This window comes from Motiliproteus sp. (genome assembly GCF_965230735.1).
Classification (GTDB): Bacteria; Pseudomonadota; Gammaproteobacteria; order Pseudomonadales; family Balneatricaceae; genus Motiliproteus.
Genome location: NZ_OZ246016.1, coordinates 2790766 through 2810268, shown reverse-complemented (window position 1 = coordinate 2810268; position 19503 = coordinate 2790766). Strand labels below are relative to the sequence as shown.

Sequence of the window (19503 nt, the reverse complement as noted above, 5' to 3'; positions counted from 1 at the left end):
ATGGACGATTAACCTTGGTGGTTAACGAAAAAGGGCACTCATCGAGGGCCCTTTTTTTATGGACGGATAGGCCGGATTCAACAGTGTGTGAAGATGCGGGTTCCGCGGTCCCCACATGCCGGTCCTAGCCCTGATTCTGCTCCGTTTGGCTGTGAAGTTCGCGGAAACTCTTACTGGTGCTGTCACCACCACCCAGCGCTTTATAGAGCTGGATTACCGCTTCAACTTCACCACGCTCCGATTCCAGCAGCGCCTGCTCGGCGGAGAAAAGGTTCTGCTGAGAGTCCAAGACTTCGGTGTAGCTATCCAGGCCGGCCCGGTAGCGGGCTTCGGCCAGCTTCAGCCGGTCTTGCTGCGCTGCCACCAGGCGGGTATTGGCTTCGATCTCGGCGCGCCTGGAGATGCGTGCCTGGGCGTTGGTATAGACCTCGGAAAAGGCGGTCTGGATCGCTTTTTCGTATTCGGCCACCGAGCGTTGCTGGCGCGCTTTCGCTACATCGAGATTGGCCTGATTGCTGTTGCCGAACAGGGGCAGGGCGATCGAGGGTGTGAAGGTCCAGGTGCTGGAGCCGGAGCCGAACAGATCGCTCAGATCGCTACTGGCCAGCCCGGTACTGCCCACCAGGCTGACCCGCGGGAAGAACGCTGCCCGCGCGGCGCCGATATTGGCATTGGCCGCACGCAGGGCTTCTTCTGAACGGATGATGTCCGGTCGGCTGAGCAGGATGCTGGAGTCGAGATTGTCCGGAATCTGGAGTTTGAAATCGGGCTTGTGACCGTTTTTCTGATTTGCCAGCAACTGCTCAATCGGGGTGCCGACCAGCAGCTCCAGAGCCGCCTTGAAATTCGACAGGGTGCGCTGATTCTGAGCTCTCTGGGCCTCAACGGTGACCAAGGCAACCTGGGCCTGGGCGATATCCAGCGAAGAGGCGATGCCGACGGTTTCCCGTAGTTTGATCAGCTCCATCGACTTCTTACGGCTTTCCAGCGTTTCGTCGGCAAGACGCAGGTTTTCCGTCGCCGCCAGCCAGTTGTAGTAGGCATTGGCAGTTTCGGAGATGATGCTCAGCTGGCTCGAGCGCTGGGCTTCCAGGGTGCCGAAGTAGCTTGCCAGCGCGGCATCGTTGAGGTTGCGGATTCGACCCCAGAAGTCGATCTCATAAGAGACCAGACCGACGTTGGCGCTGTAGCTGCGGCTGATATTGTCATCGCCGGTCAGGTTGGTTGAGTTCCGGGTGGTGGTCCCGGCGCCGTTGAGGCCGATATCGGGCAGGTACTCTCGCTGCTGAATCTGATACAGCCCCTGGGCCTCGGCCACGTTTGCGGCTGCGATCCGCAGATCACGATTATTTTCCAGCGCCAGTTCGATCAGTTGTTTAACGGTCGGGCTGGGGAAAAATTCTCGCCAGGCCGCCAGTTCGATCTGAGGCTGTGCCACGCTCTCGGTTACACCGGAGATGCTGTTGGCGATCGGAGGTTCGGGATACTCGAACTGCGGTGCCAGATTGGTACAGGCTGACAGGCTGCCGGCCAGCAGCAGCGCGACGCTGATTTTGGAGAGCGGGTGCATTATTGATCCTCCATGGCGGCTTTTTGGGCTTCCAGTTCCGCTCTGGTGGGCTTGGCCGGGAACAGTTTACGAACCAAAAGATAGAACACAGGAACAAACAGGACAGCCAGTACGGTGGCTGAGAGCATGCCGCCCAAAACCCCGGTGCCGATGGCGCGTCGACTGGCGGAGCCTGCACCTGTGGCTACCGCCAAGGGGATTACCCCGAGCACGAAGGCAAAGGAGGTCATCAGAATTGGCCGGAAACGCAGTTTGCAGGCTTCTACCACGGCGTCGTAGGCACTTTTACCGTGGTGTTGCAGATCACGGGAAAACTCGACGATCACAATGGCGTTTTTGGTCGACAGACCGATGATGGTGATGATGCCCACGGTAAAGTAAACATCGTTGGTCAGCCCCCGCATGCCGACTGCCAGCACACAACCCAGTACACCCAGCGGAACCACCAGCATGACCGATAGCGGCACCGCCCAGCTTTCATACAGGGCCACCAATACCAGGAACACCACGATGATCGACAGGGCAAACACATAGACGGTCTGGCCGCCGGAGATCTTCTCTTCCAGGGACTGGCCGGACCACTCGAAGCCGAAGCCCTTGGGCAGTTGAGCGGCGAACGCTTCCATCATCGCGATGGCGTCACCACTACTGGCACCCGGGGCAGGGGCGCCGCTAAGCGGCAGCGACGGTACACCGTTGTAGCGATTCAGCTTGGCCGGGCCCTGAATCCACTCCGCACTGGCGATCTCTTTCAGGTCGACCAGTCCACCCTGGGTGTTGCGTACCTGCAGGCTCATGATCGCTTCGAGCGAGGAGCGGGCATCCTGATCCGCCTGAACCCAGACTTGGTGGACCTTGCCGTTTTCGATGTAGTCGTTGACGTAGGCCGATCCCATGGCGATCTGCAGGGTGGAATTCAGCGAGGCGATATCGACATCCAGCGAGCGGGCTTTGATGCGATCGACATCGATCCGGATCTGCGGGGCCGGTGGCAGGGTGTTTGGACGTAGGCCTGCGATGGTGGCGGGGCCATCGCCCTGAGCCGCCATCCCCATGATCTGAAATGCCGCTTGCATCAGCGCATCAGGGTCGCTGTTACCGGATCGGTCCTGGAGTCTGAAGTCGAAGCCGTTGTCGTTACCCAGGCCGGGAATCGGCGGCATATTGAACGCGAACACGATGCCGTCACCGATAAAGCGCTGATAGGCCGGGCCCGCATCGGCGACGATCTGATCGGCATCCCGCTGGCCCTTCTTGGTGCGCTCGTCCCAGGGGTGCAGGTTGGCAAAACTGATATAGGTGTTCTGACCCGATCCCAAAAAGCCGAATCCCAAGACCGTGATGACATCTTTGATCTCCGGCTGGCTGCTGAGCCAAGCATCGGTTTTATCCGCCAGCTCTTTAGCCCGTTCCTGGGTGGCGCCCGACGGCAGCAGGGCACCGGTCACGACGAAGCCTTGGTCTTCCGAGGGCACAAAGCCTTTCGGCAGACTGTTGAACTTGTGATAGTCAAAGGCACCGATACCGACGAAAACCAGCATGGTCACAACCACGCCGACACCGGTGAGCATCAGCTTGACGAGGACCATGTAACCGTTGGTGAGTCGGGCGAAGGCGCGGTTAAACCATCTTCCCGGCGCCGATAGCGCATGCACCAGTTTGCCCGGGTTCGGATTCTTGGCTTTCAACAGGCCCTGGGCCATCGCCGGACTTAGCGACAGCGCCAGGAACGACGAGATACAGACCGAGATAATGATGGTCAGGGAGAACTGCTTATAGATCTGTCCGACCGAGCCGCTGATAAAGGCCATCGGTACGAAGACCGCCACCAGCACCGCGGTGGTGCCGATGATGGCACCGCTGATCTGCTTCATCGATTTCTTGGTTGCCTGGTAGGGGCCAAGGCCTTCTTCTTCCATCAGACGTTCGATGTTCTCCACCACCAGGATCGCATCATCCACCACGATACCGATCGCCAATACCATGCCGAACATGGTCAGCATGTTGATCGAGAAGCCGAACAGGTACATGCCGATCGCTGTGCCGATCAGTGAGATCGGAACCACGATTAACGGGATCAGGGTGGTACGCCAGTTTTGCAGGAACACGAACATCACGATGGTGACCAGAATGATCGCGATGATCAGGGTCTCTTTCACCTCGGCGATGGAGATATCGACGAATAACGAGGTGTCGTAGGGCGACATCCAGCGCATATCCTCGGGGAAGAACTGCTGCAGCTCGTCCATCTTCTCCTTGATCAGTTGAGCCGTGATCAGCGCGTTGCCGGTATTGGAGAGTTTGGTGGAAAAGGCCGCCGCCGGCTGACCGTTCAGCAGAACGTTGGTGGCGTAACTTTGGGCGCCCCGTTCGATCCGGGCAACATCGCGTAGCCGAACCACGGCCCCCTCGGAGGAGGAGCGCAGGATGATCTGGCCAAACTCGTCCACGGTCGAGAGTCGCGATGGCACCAGCACGGTGGCGTTGATCTGTTGGTTGGCCGGTGAGGGCAGAGCGCCCAGCTCACCGGTAGCCAGTTGCGCGTTCTGACTCTGGATGGCAGAGACGATCTCGTCCGGAGTGATGCTGAACGAGGTCATTTTTTTCGGGTCGATCCAGATCCGCATGGCGTACTTGGAACCGAACAGATCGGCAGAGCCGACCCCGGGGATTCGACGGATCTCACTGATCACGTTGGCGTCGATATAGTCGCCCAGGTCGGTGGCGTTATAGGTGCCGTTGGGTGAGTGCAGCGCGATGATCATCAGAAAGTCGGGGCGGGTCTTGTCGATGTTTACCCCTTGTTGATTGACCGATGAGGGTAATCTCGCTTCCACCCGCTTGAGCCGGTTCTGAACATCGACCGCCGCGATATTGGTGTCGGTGCCGGTTTCAAAGGTCAGAATGATGGTGGCGGTACCGGCGCGGCTTGATTCCGAGGCGATATATTTGAGCCCTTCGATACCGTTCATCTCATCTTCGATCACGCTGGTGACGGTATCTTCGATGGTCTTGGCCGAGGCGCCCGGATAACGTGCGGTGACGGTGACCTGGGGCGGTGCAATACTCGGGTAGGCAGCGACGGGAAGCTGGGTGAAGGACAGCCCGCCGGCGATGAGTAGAAGAATGGCAATAACCCAGGCGAACTTGGGCCTGTCGATAAAAAACTGCGGCATGAGAATCTCCCTGTTGCCCGTTATTGCTGCTTGGCACTCATGCCCGCATTCTGCATCTCGGCTGCGGTCATTCCGACAAACTGGGCACCAGCCATGGTTTTGAGAATCGAGGTGTCGCTGACGACGACCCGATCACCATTGTTCAGACCGGATCGCACGAACCAGTATTCGCCGGTCATCGGTCCCAGCTCGATCTTGACCGGGGTCAGTTTGCCGTCCTTGACCATGTACACTTCCGGCCCCTTCGGGGTGATGTTGACCGCTCTTTGCGGAACCTTGATCACATTGTTGGTGGTGGCAACCGGCACCTTGACCCGGACAAACATACCGGGCAACAGGACGAAGTTGGGATTATCGACCACGGCGCGCAGTGAGACGGCGCCGGTGGCTTCGTCCACTTCAAGGGAGGAAAACTCGAGCTGACCTTTTTCCGGGTAGACGGTGCCGTCTCCGAGGTTGATCTCGATGTTCTTGTCGTCCGGACCGGAGATCAAACCCGCATTCATCGCCTGGCGGATGCGGATGACATCGGCGCTGGTTCGGGTGAAATCGATATAGACCTTGTCGATCTGCTCGATATTGGCCAACTGGGTCGAATCGGCACTGGTCAGGGCGCCCTCGGTGACCAGCGCTTTGTCGATACGGCCGGCGATCGGTGCGGTGACGGTGGCGTAGTCCAGATTGATCTTGGCGATCTCAAGGTTGGCCTTGGCTTGTTCTACCTGGGCTTGGGACTGCTGGCTTTGGGCGGCATAGGTGTCGTACTCTTGGCGGCTGACCGCCCCCATGGAGAGCAACTGTTGATAGCGCTTCAGCGTTTGCTGTGAAAGATTATACGCCGCCACGGCATTGGCCACGTCGGCCTTGCGGGCGCGGTAGGTGGCTTTCAGCGTTCGGTCTTCGATCTTGAACAGCACCTCACCGGCATCGACGTGGGTCCCTTCTTCGAAGACCCGCTGTTCGATGATTCCGGCTACACGGGCGCGAACCTGGGCCACTCGATAGGAGGAGACACGTCCGGGCAGATCCTGGGTGACTACCTCAGAATCGGCTTGAACGGCCTCAACGGTGACCGGAATCGGTCCCTGGGGTGATGCTTGCGCTTCTGAAGCGGCGTCTTCAGCCATCGCCTGGGATGCGCTGAACTGCTGAACTGACACCATTCCGGCGATCATGAGCATAGAAAAGAGAGCGATTTTCTTCATGCTAATCCTTGATTACGTGGTCATTCCATAGGCATTTTTACAACCCGAAACGGCGGTAAAAACATGCCCCGGTTTAGGCGGCCATCTGAGTATAAAGGTATAAGTATAAGGGTATTTTTTTGCTCTAGCGTGACCTGGCAAGGACAAATTTGCTGGCCGGCAGATTTTTACCCGTTCGAAGGTTAACAACGGGTTAAATCGAGGTGGCGCGGACGGAAAAAGCTTGCGGTATACTGCGGCAAATTTTCAGGCCCCTTCCTATGACCGATACTGACGCATCCGACTCAGGCCTTCCCAAGGCTCCAGCAACATCGACCGCTATCACGAGCGGCGCGCTTAAACAGATGCATGACTCGCTGATCCAGGCGCTCGAGCGTCGCCGTGAGCTCATCGAGCAACTGGAGCGCGAGCAAACCAATTGTTATCGGCTCTATCACGGCACCGTTGACGGTGAAGCCGGCGTCACCGTGGATCGTTATGGGCCGCAGCTGATCATTCAGAGCTTTCACCGGGATCTGACCGATGCGGAAGTCGCGCTGATCGTGGAACAGGTGGAAAGCTACCTCGGTCAGGCACTGCAGCCGTTCTATCACGCCCGTCAACACAGCCAGGCCAAGCCACAAGAGGCTAAGCGAGCGCTGTCATCCAGTACCGAGCCAGATAGCCAGGCTGTTTGTCAGGAGTTGGGTGTCAACTACCGTACCCGTGGGGTTCACCGGGGGATCGACCCGCTGCTGTTTCTCGATATGCGGGCCGGGCGGCGTTATATCCAGCAGCAGGCCAAGGGCTTGAGTGTCTTGAATCTGTTCTCCTATACCTGCGGTGTGGGTATCGTTGCGGCCTGTGCCGGGGCCGCTCGGGTGGTGAATATTGATTTCGCCGGTTCGGCGCTGGCCGTGGGGCGGGAAAATGCCGGGCTGAACCAGCTACCTGAGGATCGGATCGAGTTTGTTCAGTCGGACTTCTTTCCGGCAGCCCGCCAGTTGGCCGGGTTACCGGTCAACTATCGTCGCCAGGGACGAGGAGGGCGACGACAGCCGCCGCGCAGCTATCCTCGCCTCGAAGCCTGTCAGTTCGATCTAGTTTTTCTTGATCCGCCGCGATGGGCCAAGAGCCCGTTCGGGACGGTGGATCTGATCCGTGATTATCCCAGCCTGTTCAAACCCAGTCTCTTGGCGACGAAACCGGGAGGGCGTCTGGTCTGTTGCAACAACGTGGCCCAGGTCGACGCCGAAGATTGGTTGGATCAGTTGCAGCGAAGCGCCGCCAAGGTTGATCGGCCGATCCGTGAGGTCGAATGGATTCAACCGGAAGCTGACTTTCCCAGCTTCGACGGCAAGCACCCGTTGAAAATGGTGGTGCTGGAGGTTTAATCAGGGTGTTGGAAACACCCTGGTCTGCTATCCAGGTTAGAACACCGATCATGTGATCAAGCTGTTGGGCGGGCTGGTACGCCGTGGCCAGCACGACCAATTCAGCCCTACCTGGATTGACGTTGTTTTCTACCCGAAGAGTATGGAAAACTGATCCCTATCGGTAAGCAGGGAATCAACGCTTACGCTAGCGCCGAACTTTATGCTCGGCAAAGGATTGCTGACCTGAGTGGATAACAATGCGCGCAACCCATCGATTCGCCAAATCGACTACACCATTCCTGATTTTGACGCTTGTTAGCGCCCCAGTGTCCTCTTTTGACCGCGGTGGTCTGGTGAACTGCCGGAAAAATCTATCGGATTCAAACGATTGGAAAGGTTAGGAATCTTCGAGTAGCGGGATATATGGAAATCCCGCTAATAATTATTATGAGGACAGCGTCCTCATAACCAGACTGTTAGGGTCGCGCAAGTATCGAGGTAATTTATGGATTTAGATCCTCAAGGGAAAAAACTACTTTCACTATTGGTTGCCAAAATTAAAAAAGCAGTTCCTGGACGACCTGAAACCTATATTGGTTACAAGGAATGCCATGATCTTCTTGGGTTACCACAAATGAGAGAGAAGTGGGGGGAAAGCTTAAAACCTCAAGGCCTTTCTTCTTTGGCTGACTGGACAGAGTCAAATAAAAAGCCAGGAATAACGGGAATTATAATAAACCTTTCTACCTTAGAGCCTGGCAAAGGGTACTTTAATCTTTTTGGAAAAGATGATGGGGACTACGCATGGTGGGCCGAGCAAATCAAGAAATCGAAAGAGTATGATTGGTCACCCTATTTAATCGAAGAGTTTGATCTGACCCCATCTGATTTTGAGGAACCAGATAGGAATGACGTTGTCACTTCGCGCATAATCAGAGATACAGCCCTTTCATTGAAAGTAAAAGCTATCAACTTCTATGAGTGCCAATTGTGCGGCACATCTTTAGATATGCCTGCGGGGAAGAAATATGCCGAGGCACACCACATAAAGCCTTTGGGTAAACCGCATAACGGTCCCGACACAGCGAACAATATGATCTGTTTATGCCCCAACCATCACGCTGAGTTGGACTATGGTGCAATCAAATTAATAAAAGAAGAAATAACCGTAAATGAGGGGCATGAAATATCTGATGAATATCTACGTTATCACAATGAATTCATATATCAGCCCTAACAAGCAAAGGCAGCCGGACGGCTTCGCCGCCCGCTGCTTTGGGCGTTATAGCCACGGAGGGATCAGTGCCATTTAACCTAACAGAGGAACAGCTAGCTCAAACGGAAAAAGAGCTTGGCGCAAGGCTACCTCATGGATACCGAGAAGCCATGAAACTCGATAATGGTGGTGAAGCACAAACAGCAGAGGATGACTGGGAGTTCTATCCAATCAAGGACACTTCAGATCGGAAAGGGATATCTCGCACTTGTAACCACATCATCAGTGAAACTCAGTCATGCCATGAATTTGGCAACTTTCCTGAAAACGCGTTAGCTATTGCAGGCAACGGCCTAGGTGACCAAATGGTGTTTCTAAAAGAGTCTGACTCGTTCCTAAACACTGTCTTTCTTTGGCTCCATGAAACAGGTGAAGTGCAAGAACTTGCAGCATCATTCAATGAAATCGAAAAGCTATAACAAGTGACTATGGTCTTCCGTCAAGCTAATTAGGCCATTTTCGTCTCCCATTTCTCTCCGTTCTTAACCATTATGTTCAGGATCACGATCAGCTTTCGCTTGCCGGCAATGAGTGTCGCTTTTGCGATTCATTGATGCCACTCCGGCCAGAACCGATCTCTTTTCGATTTAGTCGTTCCTGTTCCGCTAGTTGGACTACACCCGGGTAATCGCCTTCAGCCGTAAGCTCGAGCGTGCCTGTCCCGAGAAGCTGCTGTTAATGACGCTATTGGGGGGTCGAACTACTGCGATTGCTTTGCGTTTGAGCCAGATCAGCCCGGGATTTATCCGTTATCACAAACCGTGGTTGAAATGCCGTTGAGTGTCCCCATTTAACAGCCAAGAGGGTTCCAGTCCTGCGGGGACGGGAGCCGGGTTTATCTGTTGAAACTGGAACTGGGTATGACCACCGAAACGCAAAAAGAAACGCTGGGCTTTCAGACCGAAGTCAAACAACTACTGCACCTGATGATTCACTCGCTCTACTCCAATAAGGAGATTTTCCTGCGCGAGCTGATCTCCAACGCCTCCGATGCAGCCGACAAACTGCGCTTCGAAGCACTGGCCGATGGCGGCTTGTATGAGAATGACAGTGAGCTGAAGATCCGGATCGAGTTTGACAACCAAGCCCGCCAGATCCGTATTATCGACAACGGTATCGGCATGAATCGCCAGGACGTGGTGGAGCACCTGGGCACCATCGCCAAGTCCGGCACCGCCGACTTCCTGTCCCACCTGACCGGTGATCAGAAGAAAGACTCGCACCTGATCGGTCAGTTCGGGGTCGGCTTCTACTCCGCCTTTATCGTGGCCGATCGGGTTGAAGTGCTGACCCGCAAAGCCGGTGACGAGGCGGCCAACGGGGTGCACTGGGAATCCCGTGGTGAGGGCGAATTTAACGTCGGCACCATCGAGAAGGCCGAGCGTGGCACCACCATCGTGCTGCACCTGAAAGAGGATGAAGCCGAGTTCGCCGACGGGTACCGTCTGCGTTCACTGGTACGCAAGTATTCCGACCATATTTCGATCCCGGTCGAGATGGTCAAGGAGCCGACGCCGGAATTCGACGATGAGGGTAACCCCAAGCCGGTTGCTGAAGATGCGCCCGTTGAATGGGAAAGCGTCAATGCCGCTACCGCACTCTGGACCCGTGGCCGTACCGAGGTCACCGAGGAGGAGTACCAGGAGTTCTACAAGCATGTCTCCCACGACTTCGAGAACCCGCTGAGCTGGAGCCACAACAAGGTCGAGGGCAAGCTCGACTACACCAGCCTGCTATACGTCCCCGGTCGTGCCCCCTTTGACCTGTGGAACCGCGATGGTATTCGTGGTCTGAAACTGTACATCCAGCGCGTCTTTATCATGGACGACGCCGAACAGTTCCTGCCGCTGTACCTGCGCTTTATCAAGGGTGTCATCGACTCCAACGACCTGTCGCTGAATGTCTCCCGTGAGATCCTGCAGAAGGATCCGGCCATCGACTCGATGCGTAGCGCGCTGACCAAGCGGGTGCTGGACATGCTGACCAAGCTGGCCAAGAAGGACGGTGACGATTACGCCAAGTTCTGGAGCGAGTTCGGCCAGGTCCTGAAGGAAGGTCCGGCGGAAGACTTCGCCAACCGCGACAAAATCGCCAAACTGTTGCGCTTCTCTACCAGTCATACCGATAAGGAAGCGCAGGATCAGTCGCTGGATCAGTACATCGAGCGTCTGCAGGACGGTCAGGATGCGATCTACTATATCGTTGCCGACTCCCACGCCGCCGCCAAGAACAGCCCACACCTGGAAATCTTCCGCAAGAAGGGGATCGAAGTGCTGCTGCTGTCCGACCGCGTCGACGAGTGGCTGATGAGCAACCTGCACGAGTACGAAGGCAAGTCGTTCAAGGATATCACCAAGGGTGATCTGGACCTGGGTAAGGTCGAGGACGAAGCCGAGAAGAAGCAGCAGGAAGAGGCCGCCAAAGAGTTTGACTCGCTGGTCGAGCGGGTTAAGACGCTGCTGAAAGATCAGGTCAATGAGGTTCGGATTACCCATCGTCTGGTCGATTCACCGGCCTGTCTGGTGGTTGGCGAGCACGAAATGGGTGCCCAGATGCGCAAGATCATGGAGGCTGCCGGTCAGCAGGTTCCGGATTCCAAGCCGACCCTGGAGCTGAACCCGACCCATCCGCTGGTCGCCTCACTCAACGATGAGGCCGACGAAGATCAGTTCGGTGAACTGGCGCAGATCCTGTTTGATCAGGCCTGCCTGTCCAGCGGCGAGCAACTGGCCGATCCGGCGGATTTTGTGCAACGGCTCAATAAGTTGCTGCTGAAACTCAGTCGTTGATCTGACCTTTATCAAGAAACGAAACAGGGCGCTTAGGCGCCCTGTTTTATTATGGGGGCAGCAGCGATAGAATAGCGTTTTGCACCGCAGCATTTCTGGAGTTCCTGGTGAGCACTCAATACCTTAAGCGTTTCTTTAAGCCCAAGTCGGTGGCCCTGTTCGGCGTGACTCCTGAGCCTGACAGCATGGGGCGGGTCGTACTGAAAAACCTGGTTGAAGGCGGTTATTCCTATCCGATCTACCGGGTTGGAGAGCATCCGGAGCACTTCGACGGGGTCAAGAGTGTTGCCTCGCTGGATGAGTTGGAGCAGATGCCGGATTTGGCGGTGATCTGTTCCGAGGCCGATAAAATTCCGGCCCAGATTGAAGCGCTGGGACAGCGCAAGGTAAAAGCGGCGTTGGTGTTGGGTACCCGCTTGGGACAGAGCGAGTACGCAGACCGTTTCGCCTTCAACCGTGCCCTGCGCGATGCGGCGCATCCTTACGGGATCCGAATCCTGGGGCCGGAAGGGATGGGGCTGTTGGTACCGGCGATGAAGCTCAATGCCAGTTACGCCCACCAGAATATCCGTAAAGGCAATGTTGCCTACGTGGGGCAGTCCGGCATCCTCGGCACCGCGATGATCGACTGGGCCAATGGCCAGGGCATCGGTTTCTCCAACTTCCTGACCCTGGGGGGTGGCGTCGATGTCGACTTGGCCAGCGTGATCGACTATCTGGCGACCGACCCCTACACCAGCTCGTTGCTGATTCAGGTCGACAGTATCACCAATGCGCCTCACTTCATCTCGGCACTGCGGGCTGCGGCACGCAATAAGCTGGTGTTGGTACTGAAAAGCAACCTGTCACTACTGGGCTATGCCGACCGCAAGAAACTGTTGCCGCCTGGCGTTGATACGTTTGACGAAGTCTATGACTCTATCCTCACCAGCTGCGGTGCGGTGCGGGTTGATAGCAGCGACGAGCTGTTCGATGCACTGGAGACTCTGACCACCATCAAGCCGCTTTATGGCGAACGTCTGGCGTTGATCTCCAACGGGATGGGGCCGAGCGCGATGGCGGTTGAACGACTGGTCGACAAAGGCGGGGTAAAACTGGCGCAGTTGCAGCCGGAAACCGTCGAAGCGCTGGCCGAGTTGACCGGCAACGAACAGGCCTCCCAGAATCCGGTCGATCTTAATGCTGACGCCAGTCCCGAGGTCTACCAGAAAGCGGTCGAAATTCTCAGCAAGGCCAAGGGGGTGGATGCGCTGCTGGTGTTGCACGCGCCGACCCAGATGGCGCCCAGTGCCGCTACGGCTGAGGCGGTGATCAGCGCTGCCAAGCGTACCCGCAGGAACGTTCTGACCAGTTGGATGGGGCGCCAGAGTGCGATCGAGGCGCGTAACCTGTTCAACGATGCCAAGATTCCCACCTACATCACCCCGGAAAAAGCCGCTGACGCCTTTATGCATATGGTGCGGCACCGTCGTAATCAGACCATGCTCAAGGAGACACCGACGCCGGTCAGTCTGCAGCTGGAAGAGGCCAAGTTGAATAAGGCCAAACAGATGGTCGAGCAGGCGATGGAGAATGGGCGCGATTACCTGCGTCATGAAGAGGTGACAGACGTTCTTGAGCTGTACGGATTCGAGTGTGCCAGCTCCTTCTACGCCGACAGTGTGGCGGAGGCGATCAAGATCGCCCGCAAGCTGGAAGCACCGATTGCGATCAAGACCCTCCACAAAGACAATTGCTATCCGTTCTGCTACGACGACGAAAATGCCCAGCGCTGGCGTGATCTGGCGCTGGACCTGACCAACCCGGCCGAACTCGAACACCATGTCGGTGAGTTGTCGCGGCGTATCGATGATCGATTCGGCGAACAGGAATACCGTGGCTTCGCGATCCAGCGAATGAAGCGCGGCTACCAATCGCTGCAGGTTTGCACCGGCATCACCCGTGATCCGGTGTTTGGTCCGATGGTGTTTTTCGGCATCGGTGGTTACAGCCACGATGTGCGCGCCGACCGTCAGCTGATGATGCCGCCGCTAAACAAGAGTCTGGCGAAAGCGATGATTCGGCGCTCCCGTTTCTACCCGATTCTGAAACAGAACAGCATTAACTTTGAACAGCATCTGGACAGCCTGTGTCAGGTGTTGGTGCGCTTGTCGGAGATGGTGATCGATCTGCCCCATCTCCGCACGCTGGAGATTCATCCGCTGTTGGTCAACAGCAACGGGCTGCTGGTGGTCGATGCCAGTATCGGTTTAGGCCAGCCGGTCAAGACCGCCATCACGCCCTATCCGGAGCAGCTCGAAACCACGATTCAGCTCCGTTCGGGGCGCGAGGTTCTGGTGCGACCCATCCGAGGCGAGGATGAACCGCGCCACCTGGAGTTCTTCCAGCGATTAAGCCCGGAGTCGATCCGACTGCGTTATTTCTACAGCCGCGGCGAACCCAATCATGATGAGCTGGCCAACTGGACTCAGATCGACTACGACCGCGAGATGGCCTTTATCGCCACCGCACCACGGCTCGACGGCAAGCCCGGCAACGAAACCCTGGGTGTGGTCCGGACCACCACCGACGCCGATAATGTCTCGGCCGAATTCGCCGTGGTACTGCTCGATGAGCTGCAGGGTGAAGGGCTGGGCAAGCTGCTGATGCAGAAGATGATCGATTATTGTCGTGAACGCGGCACCCTGGAGATCATGGGGACCACCATGACCAGCAATCTGGGTATGCAGAAACTGGCCAAGAAGCTTGGCTTTGAAAACAGCTATAACGCCGAGGAAGAGGCCATTGAGATGAAGATGATGCTCAATGAGCCCACCGAGGAGTGGCAGCGGACGCGACTGGCACATTAAGCTGCCGGTCGCACGCCCAGCCATCGAAGCCCGGGCTGATCTCGGGCTTCGTTAATAATTATCCGAGATAAAAAACAGCTCTCTAATCGCGATCAGTTTTAAATCGCTCGCTGTAAAGTGATTTGTGTAATCCATTTCCTAACAAATTGTTTATAAAGAATAAATTGTCGCCGTATTGTTTGGGTCTTTGACCTGCTGCAGGACCTGTTGCCGAATTATTCTTCAGACGCTTTCCGTCGTCGCAGCTACCACCTCCCGTTCAGAAAATTAGAAGCCTGCTGGTCAGCGGCTATACTTCCGTCTATCCGAGTCGAATGCTCGGGTATAACGACCACAGGCGCCTTATCCGGACTCGGGAGGCAGATCCATGCGACCAGCAATCGCTTTGGTTCTGCTGGTTGCGGGCGGCTTCACGGAACGAACCGCTGCCGACTGGCAGTTGAACCTTAAGCCAGGCATTACCGAAATCAGCCGATCGGTTTTCGATCTTCATATGCTGATTTTCTATATCTGCGTAGCGATCGCGGTGGTGGTGTTTGGGGTGATGTTATGGTCCATCATCCATCACCGTAAATCTCTCGGCGCCCAGGCTCACCATTTCCATGAGAGTACCTGGGTTGAAATTCTCTGGACTCTGATTCCCTTCGTCATCCTGGTCGCCATGGCGCTGCCGGCCAGTCGCACGCTGATGGCAATGTATGACAAGCGTGAAGGCGATCTGACCGTGCAGATAACCGGCTATCAGTGGAAATGGCGTTATCACTATGTCGGTGAGCAGGTTGATTTTTTCAGCAACCTGGCAACCCCGAAATCGCAGATCAACAATGAAAAGCCCAAGGGCAAAAACTACCTGCTTGAGGTCGATCGCCCGCTGGTTCTGCCGGTCAATCGTAAAATCCGCTTTCTTCTGACCTCTAACGACGTGATTCACTCCTGGTGGGTGCCGGCACTGGCGGTCAAAAAAGATGCGATTCCGGGCTTTATCAATGAGGTCTGGACGATTCCGGAGCAAACCGGCACCTATCGGGGCCAGTGCGCCGAGCTGTGCGGTAAGGATCACGGCTTTATGCCGGTGGTGATCGAAGTGGTTTCCGAAGCAGAGTTCGACCAGTGGCTGGCAGACAGTCGCAGTGCGGCACAACAGCGGGCCGGTGCCGCAGAGCGTGACTGGAGTCTGGATGAGCTGATGGTGCGGGGTGAGGCGGTTTATCAGAGTCAGTGTGCCGCTTGTCACCAGCCGGGCGGTGAAGGTGTGCCCGGTGCTTTCCCCGCACTCAAGGGCAGTTCCCTGATTGCCGACGATCCCGAGGCCCATGTCGATATTGTTCTCAATGGTCGTAGCGGTACGGCGATGCAGGCCTTTGGGCAACAGTTGGATGCCGTGGATCTGGCCGCGGTCATCACCTACGAACGCAATGCCTGGGGTAACCGTGGTGAGGCGGTGATGCCGAAACAGATAGTGGCCCTGCTGGGCAGCGATACCGCATCGGCACAGGCCGGCGACTCGGCGTCGTCGAGCAGCGCCGCAGGAGCCGCCTCGGAGCCGATGGCTGCCGGGGGTTCGCTGACAACGAACCAAGAGGCAGCTGAAGCTACACCCGAGACCACCGCGGAAACCTCAGCCGGCGCCGTCGATGGTCAAACGCTGTATCTTCAGCATTGCAGTGTCTGTCATCAGCCCAGCGGACTTGGGGTCAACGGTGTGTTCCCGGCGCTCAAGGGCAGTGGCTTGGTGACGGGGCCGGCTGAGGCCCATATCGATATCGTGGTCAACGGTAAGCCGGGTACGGCGATGGCGGCCTTCGGCGCCACACTCAGTGCCGAGCAGCTGGCTGCCATCATCAGTTACGAGCGCAGCGCCTGGGACAACGGCGGTGCTGCGGTAACCGCGGACCAGGTTAAGGCGCGACTGTCGCTTTAGGAGAGACTGTGATGAGCTCAACTCATGCCATGTCGTCCCACCACGCCACGCCGCCCTCGGGTTTGATGCGCTGGCTGCTGACCACTAACCATAAGGATATCGGCACCCTTTACCTGATCTTTTCGCTGACGATGTTCTTTGCCGGCGGCACCATGGCGTTGGTCATTCGGGCCGAGCTGTTCCAACCGGGCCTGCAATTTGTCCAGCCGGAGTTCTTCAACCAGATGACCACCATGCACGGCCTGATCATGGTGTTCGGAGCGGTGATGCCGGCCTTTGTCGGGCTCGCCAACTGGATGGTGCCAATGATGATCGGCGCGCCCGATATGGCGCTGCCGCGAATGAACAACTGGAGCTTCTGGATTCTTCCGTTTGCCTTCAGCCTGATGTTTATGACCCTGTTTATGGAGGGCGGGGCGCCCAACTTCGGCTGGACCTTTTATGCGCCGCTGTCGACCACCTATGCGCCGCCGAGCGTGACCTACTTTATCTTTGCGGTCCATATGATGGGGATCAGCTCGATCATGGGGGCGATCAATATTATCGCCACCATTCTCAACCTGCGGGCGCCCGGCATGAAAATGATGGATATGCCGCTGTTCGTCTGGACCTGGTTGATCACCGCCTTCCTGCTGATTGCGGCGATGCCGGTGCTGGCCGGGGTGGTCACGATGATGTTGATGGATATCCACTTCGGCACCAGTTTCTTCGATGCCGCCGGTGGTGGCGATCCGGTGTTGTTCCAGCACGTATTCTGGTTCTTCGGCCACCCCGAGGTCTATATCATGATTCTGCCCGCGTTCGGGATCGTGTCGCAGATCATTCCGACCTTCGCCCGCAAACGGTTGTTCGGCTATACCTCCATGGTCTGGGCCACTTCGTCGATCGCGCTGCTCTCCTTTATCGTCTGGGCCCACCATATGTTTACCGTCGGGCTGCCGTTGGTCGGCGAGCTGTTTTTCATGTTCTCGACCATGCTGATTGCGGTGCCGACCGGGGTTAAGGTGTTCAACTGGGTCGCCACCATGTTCCGTGGCTCGATGACCTTCGAGACGCCGATGCTGTTCTCGCTGGCGTTTGTGGTGCTGTTCACCATCGGCGGGTTCTCCGGCTTGATGCTGGCGATCGCACCGGCCGACTTCCAATATCACGATACCTATTTCGTGGTTGCCCACTTCCATTATGTGCTGGTGCCCGGAGCGGTGTTCTCCATCATGGCCGCGGTTTACTACTGGTTGCCGAAATGGACCGGCCGCTACTACGACGAAGCGATGGGTAAGTGGCACTTCTGGCTGTCGTTTATCGGGGTCAACCTGACCTTCTTTCCGATGCACTTTATCGGCTTGGCGGGTATGCCGCGCCGAATTCCCGATTACGCGCTGCAGTTTGCCGATTTCAATATGGTCGCCTCGATCGGCGCCTTTATGTTCGGGTTTTCGCAGTTGCTGTTTATTTACAACATCGTCAAGTGCGTACGCGAAGGGGAGCCGGCTGACAAACGGGTCTGGGAAGGATCCCAGGGGCTGGAGTGGAGCCTGCCGTCACCGGCGCCCTATCACAGCTTTAGCGAGCCGCCAGACACCAAGGTCGAACTGCTGTTAACCAAGGGAGGGCGATGATGGCTGACATACATTCACCTCAGGCTCCCAGGCCACCGGATCGCAAGGATCCCATCCGCATGGCTCGGCGACTGCTGTTGCTGGCGGTGCTGATGTTTGGCTTTGGCTTTGCGCTGGCCCCCCTCTATGACGTGTTCTGCGAACTGACCGGAATCAACGGCAAGGTGACCCGCACCGGTGAACCCAACCAGCCGTTCGTGATCGATCGGACCCGGTTGGTGCGGGTACAACTGATCGCCGTTAACAACGAGGGCATGCCCTGGCAGTTTCAACCCGAGCAGGCTGAGCTGTCGGTTTACCCCGGGGAGCAGGCGATGACCAGCTATCTGGCGATGAATCCGACCACCCGGGAGATGGTGGCACGGGCGGTGCCCAGCGTGGCACCGGCTGAGGCGGCGGGGTATCTGCAGAAGGTCAACTGCTTCTGTTTCGAATCTCAGTCACTGGGACCCAAGATGCGTCAAACCATGCCGTTGGTGCTGATGATCGATCCGGACCTGCCGGAGCATATCGGCACTATCACGCTCTCCTATACGTTGTTTGATGCCACTGCCGGTAGCGATGTTCGACTCAGTCTCCGCCAGCCCGACGCGGAGCAGGCAACGGTGCCGAGGAGTACATTATGAGTAGCCCTACTACCACCTATTACGTCCCGGCTAACAGTTATTGGCCGATCATCGCCTCCGTGGCGCTGTTTCTGATGGCGCTGGGTGCAGCGGGCACCATCAATTCGCTTGGGAGTGACGGGCAGGGCGGCGCCGGCTGGCTGTTGATTGCCGGTACGCTGCTGATGGTCTGGGTGGTGTTCCGCTGGTTTGCCAGTGTTATCCGTGAGAGCCAACTGGGTCTTTACAGTGACCAGATGGATCGTTCGTTCCGCTGGGGGATGAGCTGGTTCATTTTTTCAGAAGTGATGTTTTTTGCGGCTTTTTTCGGTGCCCTGTTTTATGTACGCAACTTCGCCGTTCCCTGGTTGGGTGGTGAGGGCGATAAGGCGATTGCGAATGAGCTCTGGCAGGGTTTCAGCGCGCAATGGCCGTTGATGCAGACCCCGGATATGGAGCGTTTCCCCGGCCCGAAAGAGGTGATCAGCCCCTGGGGGATTCCGCTGCTGAATACGGTGCTGCTGTTGAGCTCCAGCGTTACCCTGACCATCGCCCACAAGAGCCTCAAGCTGGGCGATCGTGACCGGGTGCAGGTCTGGCTGGGGGTGACGGTGCTGCTGGGATTGTGTTTCCTGGGCTTTCAAATCGAAGAGTATATCGTCGCCTATACCGAGCTGGGGCTGACGCTGCAGGCCGGAATCTACGGCGCCACGTTTTTCATCTTGACCGGTTTCCATGGGGCCCACGTGACCTTGGGAACGGTGATGCTGATCATCATCTTTTTACGGGTACTCAAAGGCCACTTCAGCGCCGATAACCACTTCGGTTTTGAGGCGGTCAGCTGGTACTGGCACTTCGTGGATGTGGTTTGGGTCGGGCTGTTTCTGTTCGTCTACATCCTTTAACGGTGTTAAAGGCCGTGGGGTTGGAGTTGGCCGGTGAAAAAGCCGATCAGCAGCAGCGCCACCAGCAGCAGGCTCAGGGCGACCCGTAAACCCAGGGCATTGACGGTTCGGTGACTGTCAGCACGGTCTGAAATAAGAAAATAGAGCGCCGCCATCAAGCTGGCAACGATGGCGGCAAAGACGAACAACAACAGCAGTTTGAACATGACAAGTACTCCCTGGCGCCTAAGGGA

At 56.8% G+C, this 19503-nt stretch carries 13 protein-coding genes; 9 read left to right on the top strand and 4 right to left on the bottom strand.

Annotation, left to right across the window (positions count from 1 at the left end; translation table 11 throughout):
- Positions 1-124 precede the first annotated feature (124 nt).
- The 3 genes from ACO05M_RS12955 to ACO05M_RS12945 are packed head-to-tail and all read right to left on the bottom strand — an operon-like array spanning position 125 to position 5909.
- Complete coding sequence (locus tag ACO05M_RS12955; protein ID WP_421863518.1) at positions 125-1570, bottom strand: efflux transporter outer membrane subunit; 1446 nt, start codon at positions 1568-1570, stop codon at positions 125-127.
- Entirely contained in the window at positions 1570-4746 is a 3177-nt protein-coding gene (locus tag ACO05M_RS12950) for a multidrug efflux RND transporter permease subunit (RefSeq protein WP_421863515.1), read from the bottom strand. Before ACO05M_RS12950 ends, ACO05M_RS12955 begins: the two co-directional genes overlap by 1 nt.
- Before the next feature lie 20 nt (positions 4747-4766).
- Entirely contained in the window at positions 4767-5909 is a 1143-nt protein-coding gene (locus tag ACO05M_RS12945; protein WP_421863513.1) for an efflux RND transporter periplasmic adaptor subunit, read from the bottom strand.
- 386 nt (positions 5910-6295) lie between these two features.
- Here ACO05M_RS12945 and ACO05M_RS12940 point away from each other — a divergent pair, with 386 nt between their 5' ends.
- The 9 genes from ACO05M_RS12940 to ACO05M_RS12900 all read left to right on the top strand — a co-directional run bounded on the left by ACO05M_RS12940 (position 6296) and on the right by ACO05M_RS12900 (position 19270).
- The gene (locus tag ACO05M_RS12940) at positions 6296-7324 is read left to right on the top strand and encodes a class I SAM-dependent rRNA methyltransferase (protein WP_421863511.1); all 1029 of its coding nucleotides are present in this window, start codon (positions 6296-6298) and stop codon (positions 7322-7324) included.
- A gap of 487 nt (positions 7325-7811) precedes the next feature.
- The gene (locus tag ACO05M_RS12935) at positions 7812-8543 is read left to right on the top strand and encodes an HNH endonuclease (RefSeq protein ID WP_421863509.1); all 732 of its coding nucleotides are present in this window, start codon (positions 7812-7814) and stop codon (positions 8541-8543) included.
- 65 nt (positions 8544-8608) lie between these two features.
- Positions 8609-9001 carry an SMI1/KNR4 family protein gene (locus tag ACO05M_RS12930; protein ID WP_421863506.1) on the top strand — a complete coding sequence of 131 codons (393 nt, stop codon included), beginning with the start codon at positions 8609-8611 and terminating at the stop codon, positions 8999-9001.
- 441 nt (positions 9002-9442) lie between these two features.
- Entirely contained in the window at positions 9443-11371 is a 1929-nt protein-coding gene (gene htpG, locus ACO05M_RS12925) for a molecular chaperone HtpG (protein WP_421863503.1), read from the top strand.
- A gap of 107 nt (positions 11372-11478) precedes the next feature.
- A complete protein-coding gene (locus tag ACO05M_RS12920) occupies positions 11479-14220 on the top strand; it encodes a GNAT family N-acetyltransferase (protein ID WP_421863499.1) in 2742 nt (913 codons plus the stop codon).
- Positions 14221-14587: 367 nt separating this feature from the next.
- Positions 14588-16141, top strand: a complete 1554-nt coding sequence (gene coxB, locus ACO05M_RS12915) for a cytochrome c oxidase subunit II (protein WP_421863496.1) — start codon at positions 14588-14590, stop codon at positions 16139-16141.
- A gap of 11 nt (positions 16142-16152) precedes the next feature.
- Complete coding sequence (gene ctaD, locus ACO05M_RS12910) at positions 16153-17760, top strand: cytochrome c oxidase subunit I (protein WP_421863494.1); 1608 nt, start codon at positions 16153-16155, stop codon at positions 17758-17760.
- Entirely contained in the window at positions 17757-18386 is a 630-nt protein-coding gene (locus tag ACO05M_RS12905; protein ID WP_421863491.1) for a cytochrome c oxidase assembly protein, read from the top strand. The genes ctaD and ACO05M_RS12905 overlap by 4 nt, the downstream gene beginning before the upstream one ends.
- Positions 18383-19270 (top strand): cytochrome c oxidase subunit 3, encoded by an 888-nt coding sequence (locus ACO05M_RS12900; RefSeq protein WP_421863488.1) that lies wholly within the window; start codon positions 18383-18385, stop codon positions 19268-19270. The genes ACO05M_RS12905 and ACO05M_RS12900 overlap by 4 nt, the downstream gene beginning before the upstream one ends.
- A 5-nt stretch (positions 19271-19275) precedes the next feature.
- Here ACO05M_RS12900 and ACO05M_RS12895 read toward each other — a convergent pair whose 3' ends face one another.
- Positions 19276-19476 (bottom strand): DUF2909 domain-containing protein, encoded by a 201-nt coding sequence (locus ACO05M_RS12895; protein WP_421863485.1) that lies wholly within the window; start codon positions 19474-19476, stop codon positions 19276-19278.
- Between the last annotated feature and the right edge of the window lie 27 nt (positions 19477-19503).

Bases quoted from the DNA above. Each gene is read 5' to 3' on its own strand.
- ACO05M_RS12955 (WP_421863518.1), bottom strand. From the start codon at position 1,570: ATGCACCCGCTCTCCAAAATCAGCGTCGCGCTGCTGCTGGCCGGCAGC.
- ACO05M_RS12950 (WP_421863515.1), bottom strand. From the start codon at position 4,746: ATGCCGCAGTTTTTTATCGACAGGCCCAAGTTCGCCTGGGTTATTGCC.
- ACO05M_RS12945 (WP_421863513.1), bottom strand. From the start codon at position 5,909: ATGGTGTCAGTTCAGCAGTTCAGCGCATCCCAGGCGATGGCTGAAGAC.
- ACO05M_RS12940 (WP_421863511.1), top strand. From the start codon at position 6,296: ATGCATGACTCGCTGATCCAGGCGCTCGAGCGTCGCCGTGAGCTCATC.
- ACO05M_RS12935 (WP_421863509.1), top strand. From the start codon at position 7,812: ATGGATTTAGATCCTCAAGGGAAAAAACTACTTTCACTATTGGTTGCC.
- htpG (WP_421863503.1), top strand. From the start codon at position 9,443: ATGACCACCGAAACGCAAAAAGAAACGCTGGGCTTTCAGACCGAAGTC.
- coxB (WP_421863496.1), top strand. From the start codon at position 14,588: ATGCGACCAGCAATCGCTTTGGTTCTGCTGGTTGCGGGCGGCTTCACG.
- ctaD (WP_421863494.1), top strand. From the start codon at position 16,153: ATGAGCTCAACTCATGCCATGTCGTCCCACCACGCCACGCCGCCCTCG.
- ACO05M_RS12905 (WP_421863491.1), top strand. From the start codon at position 17,757: ATGATGGCTGACATACATTCACCTCAGGCTCCCAGGCCACCGGATCGC.
- ACO05M_RS12900 (WP_421863488.1), top strand. From the start codon at position 18,383: ATGAGTAGCCCTACTACCACCTATTACGTCCCGGCTAACAGTTATTGG.
- ACO05M_RS12895 (WP_421863485.1), bottom strand. From the start codon at position 19,476: ATGTTCAAACTGCTGTTGTTGTTCGTCTTTGCCGCCATCGTTGCCAGC.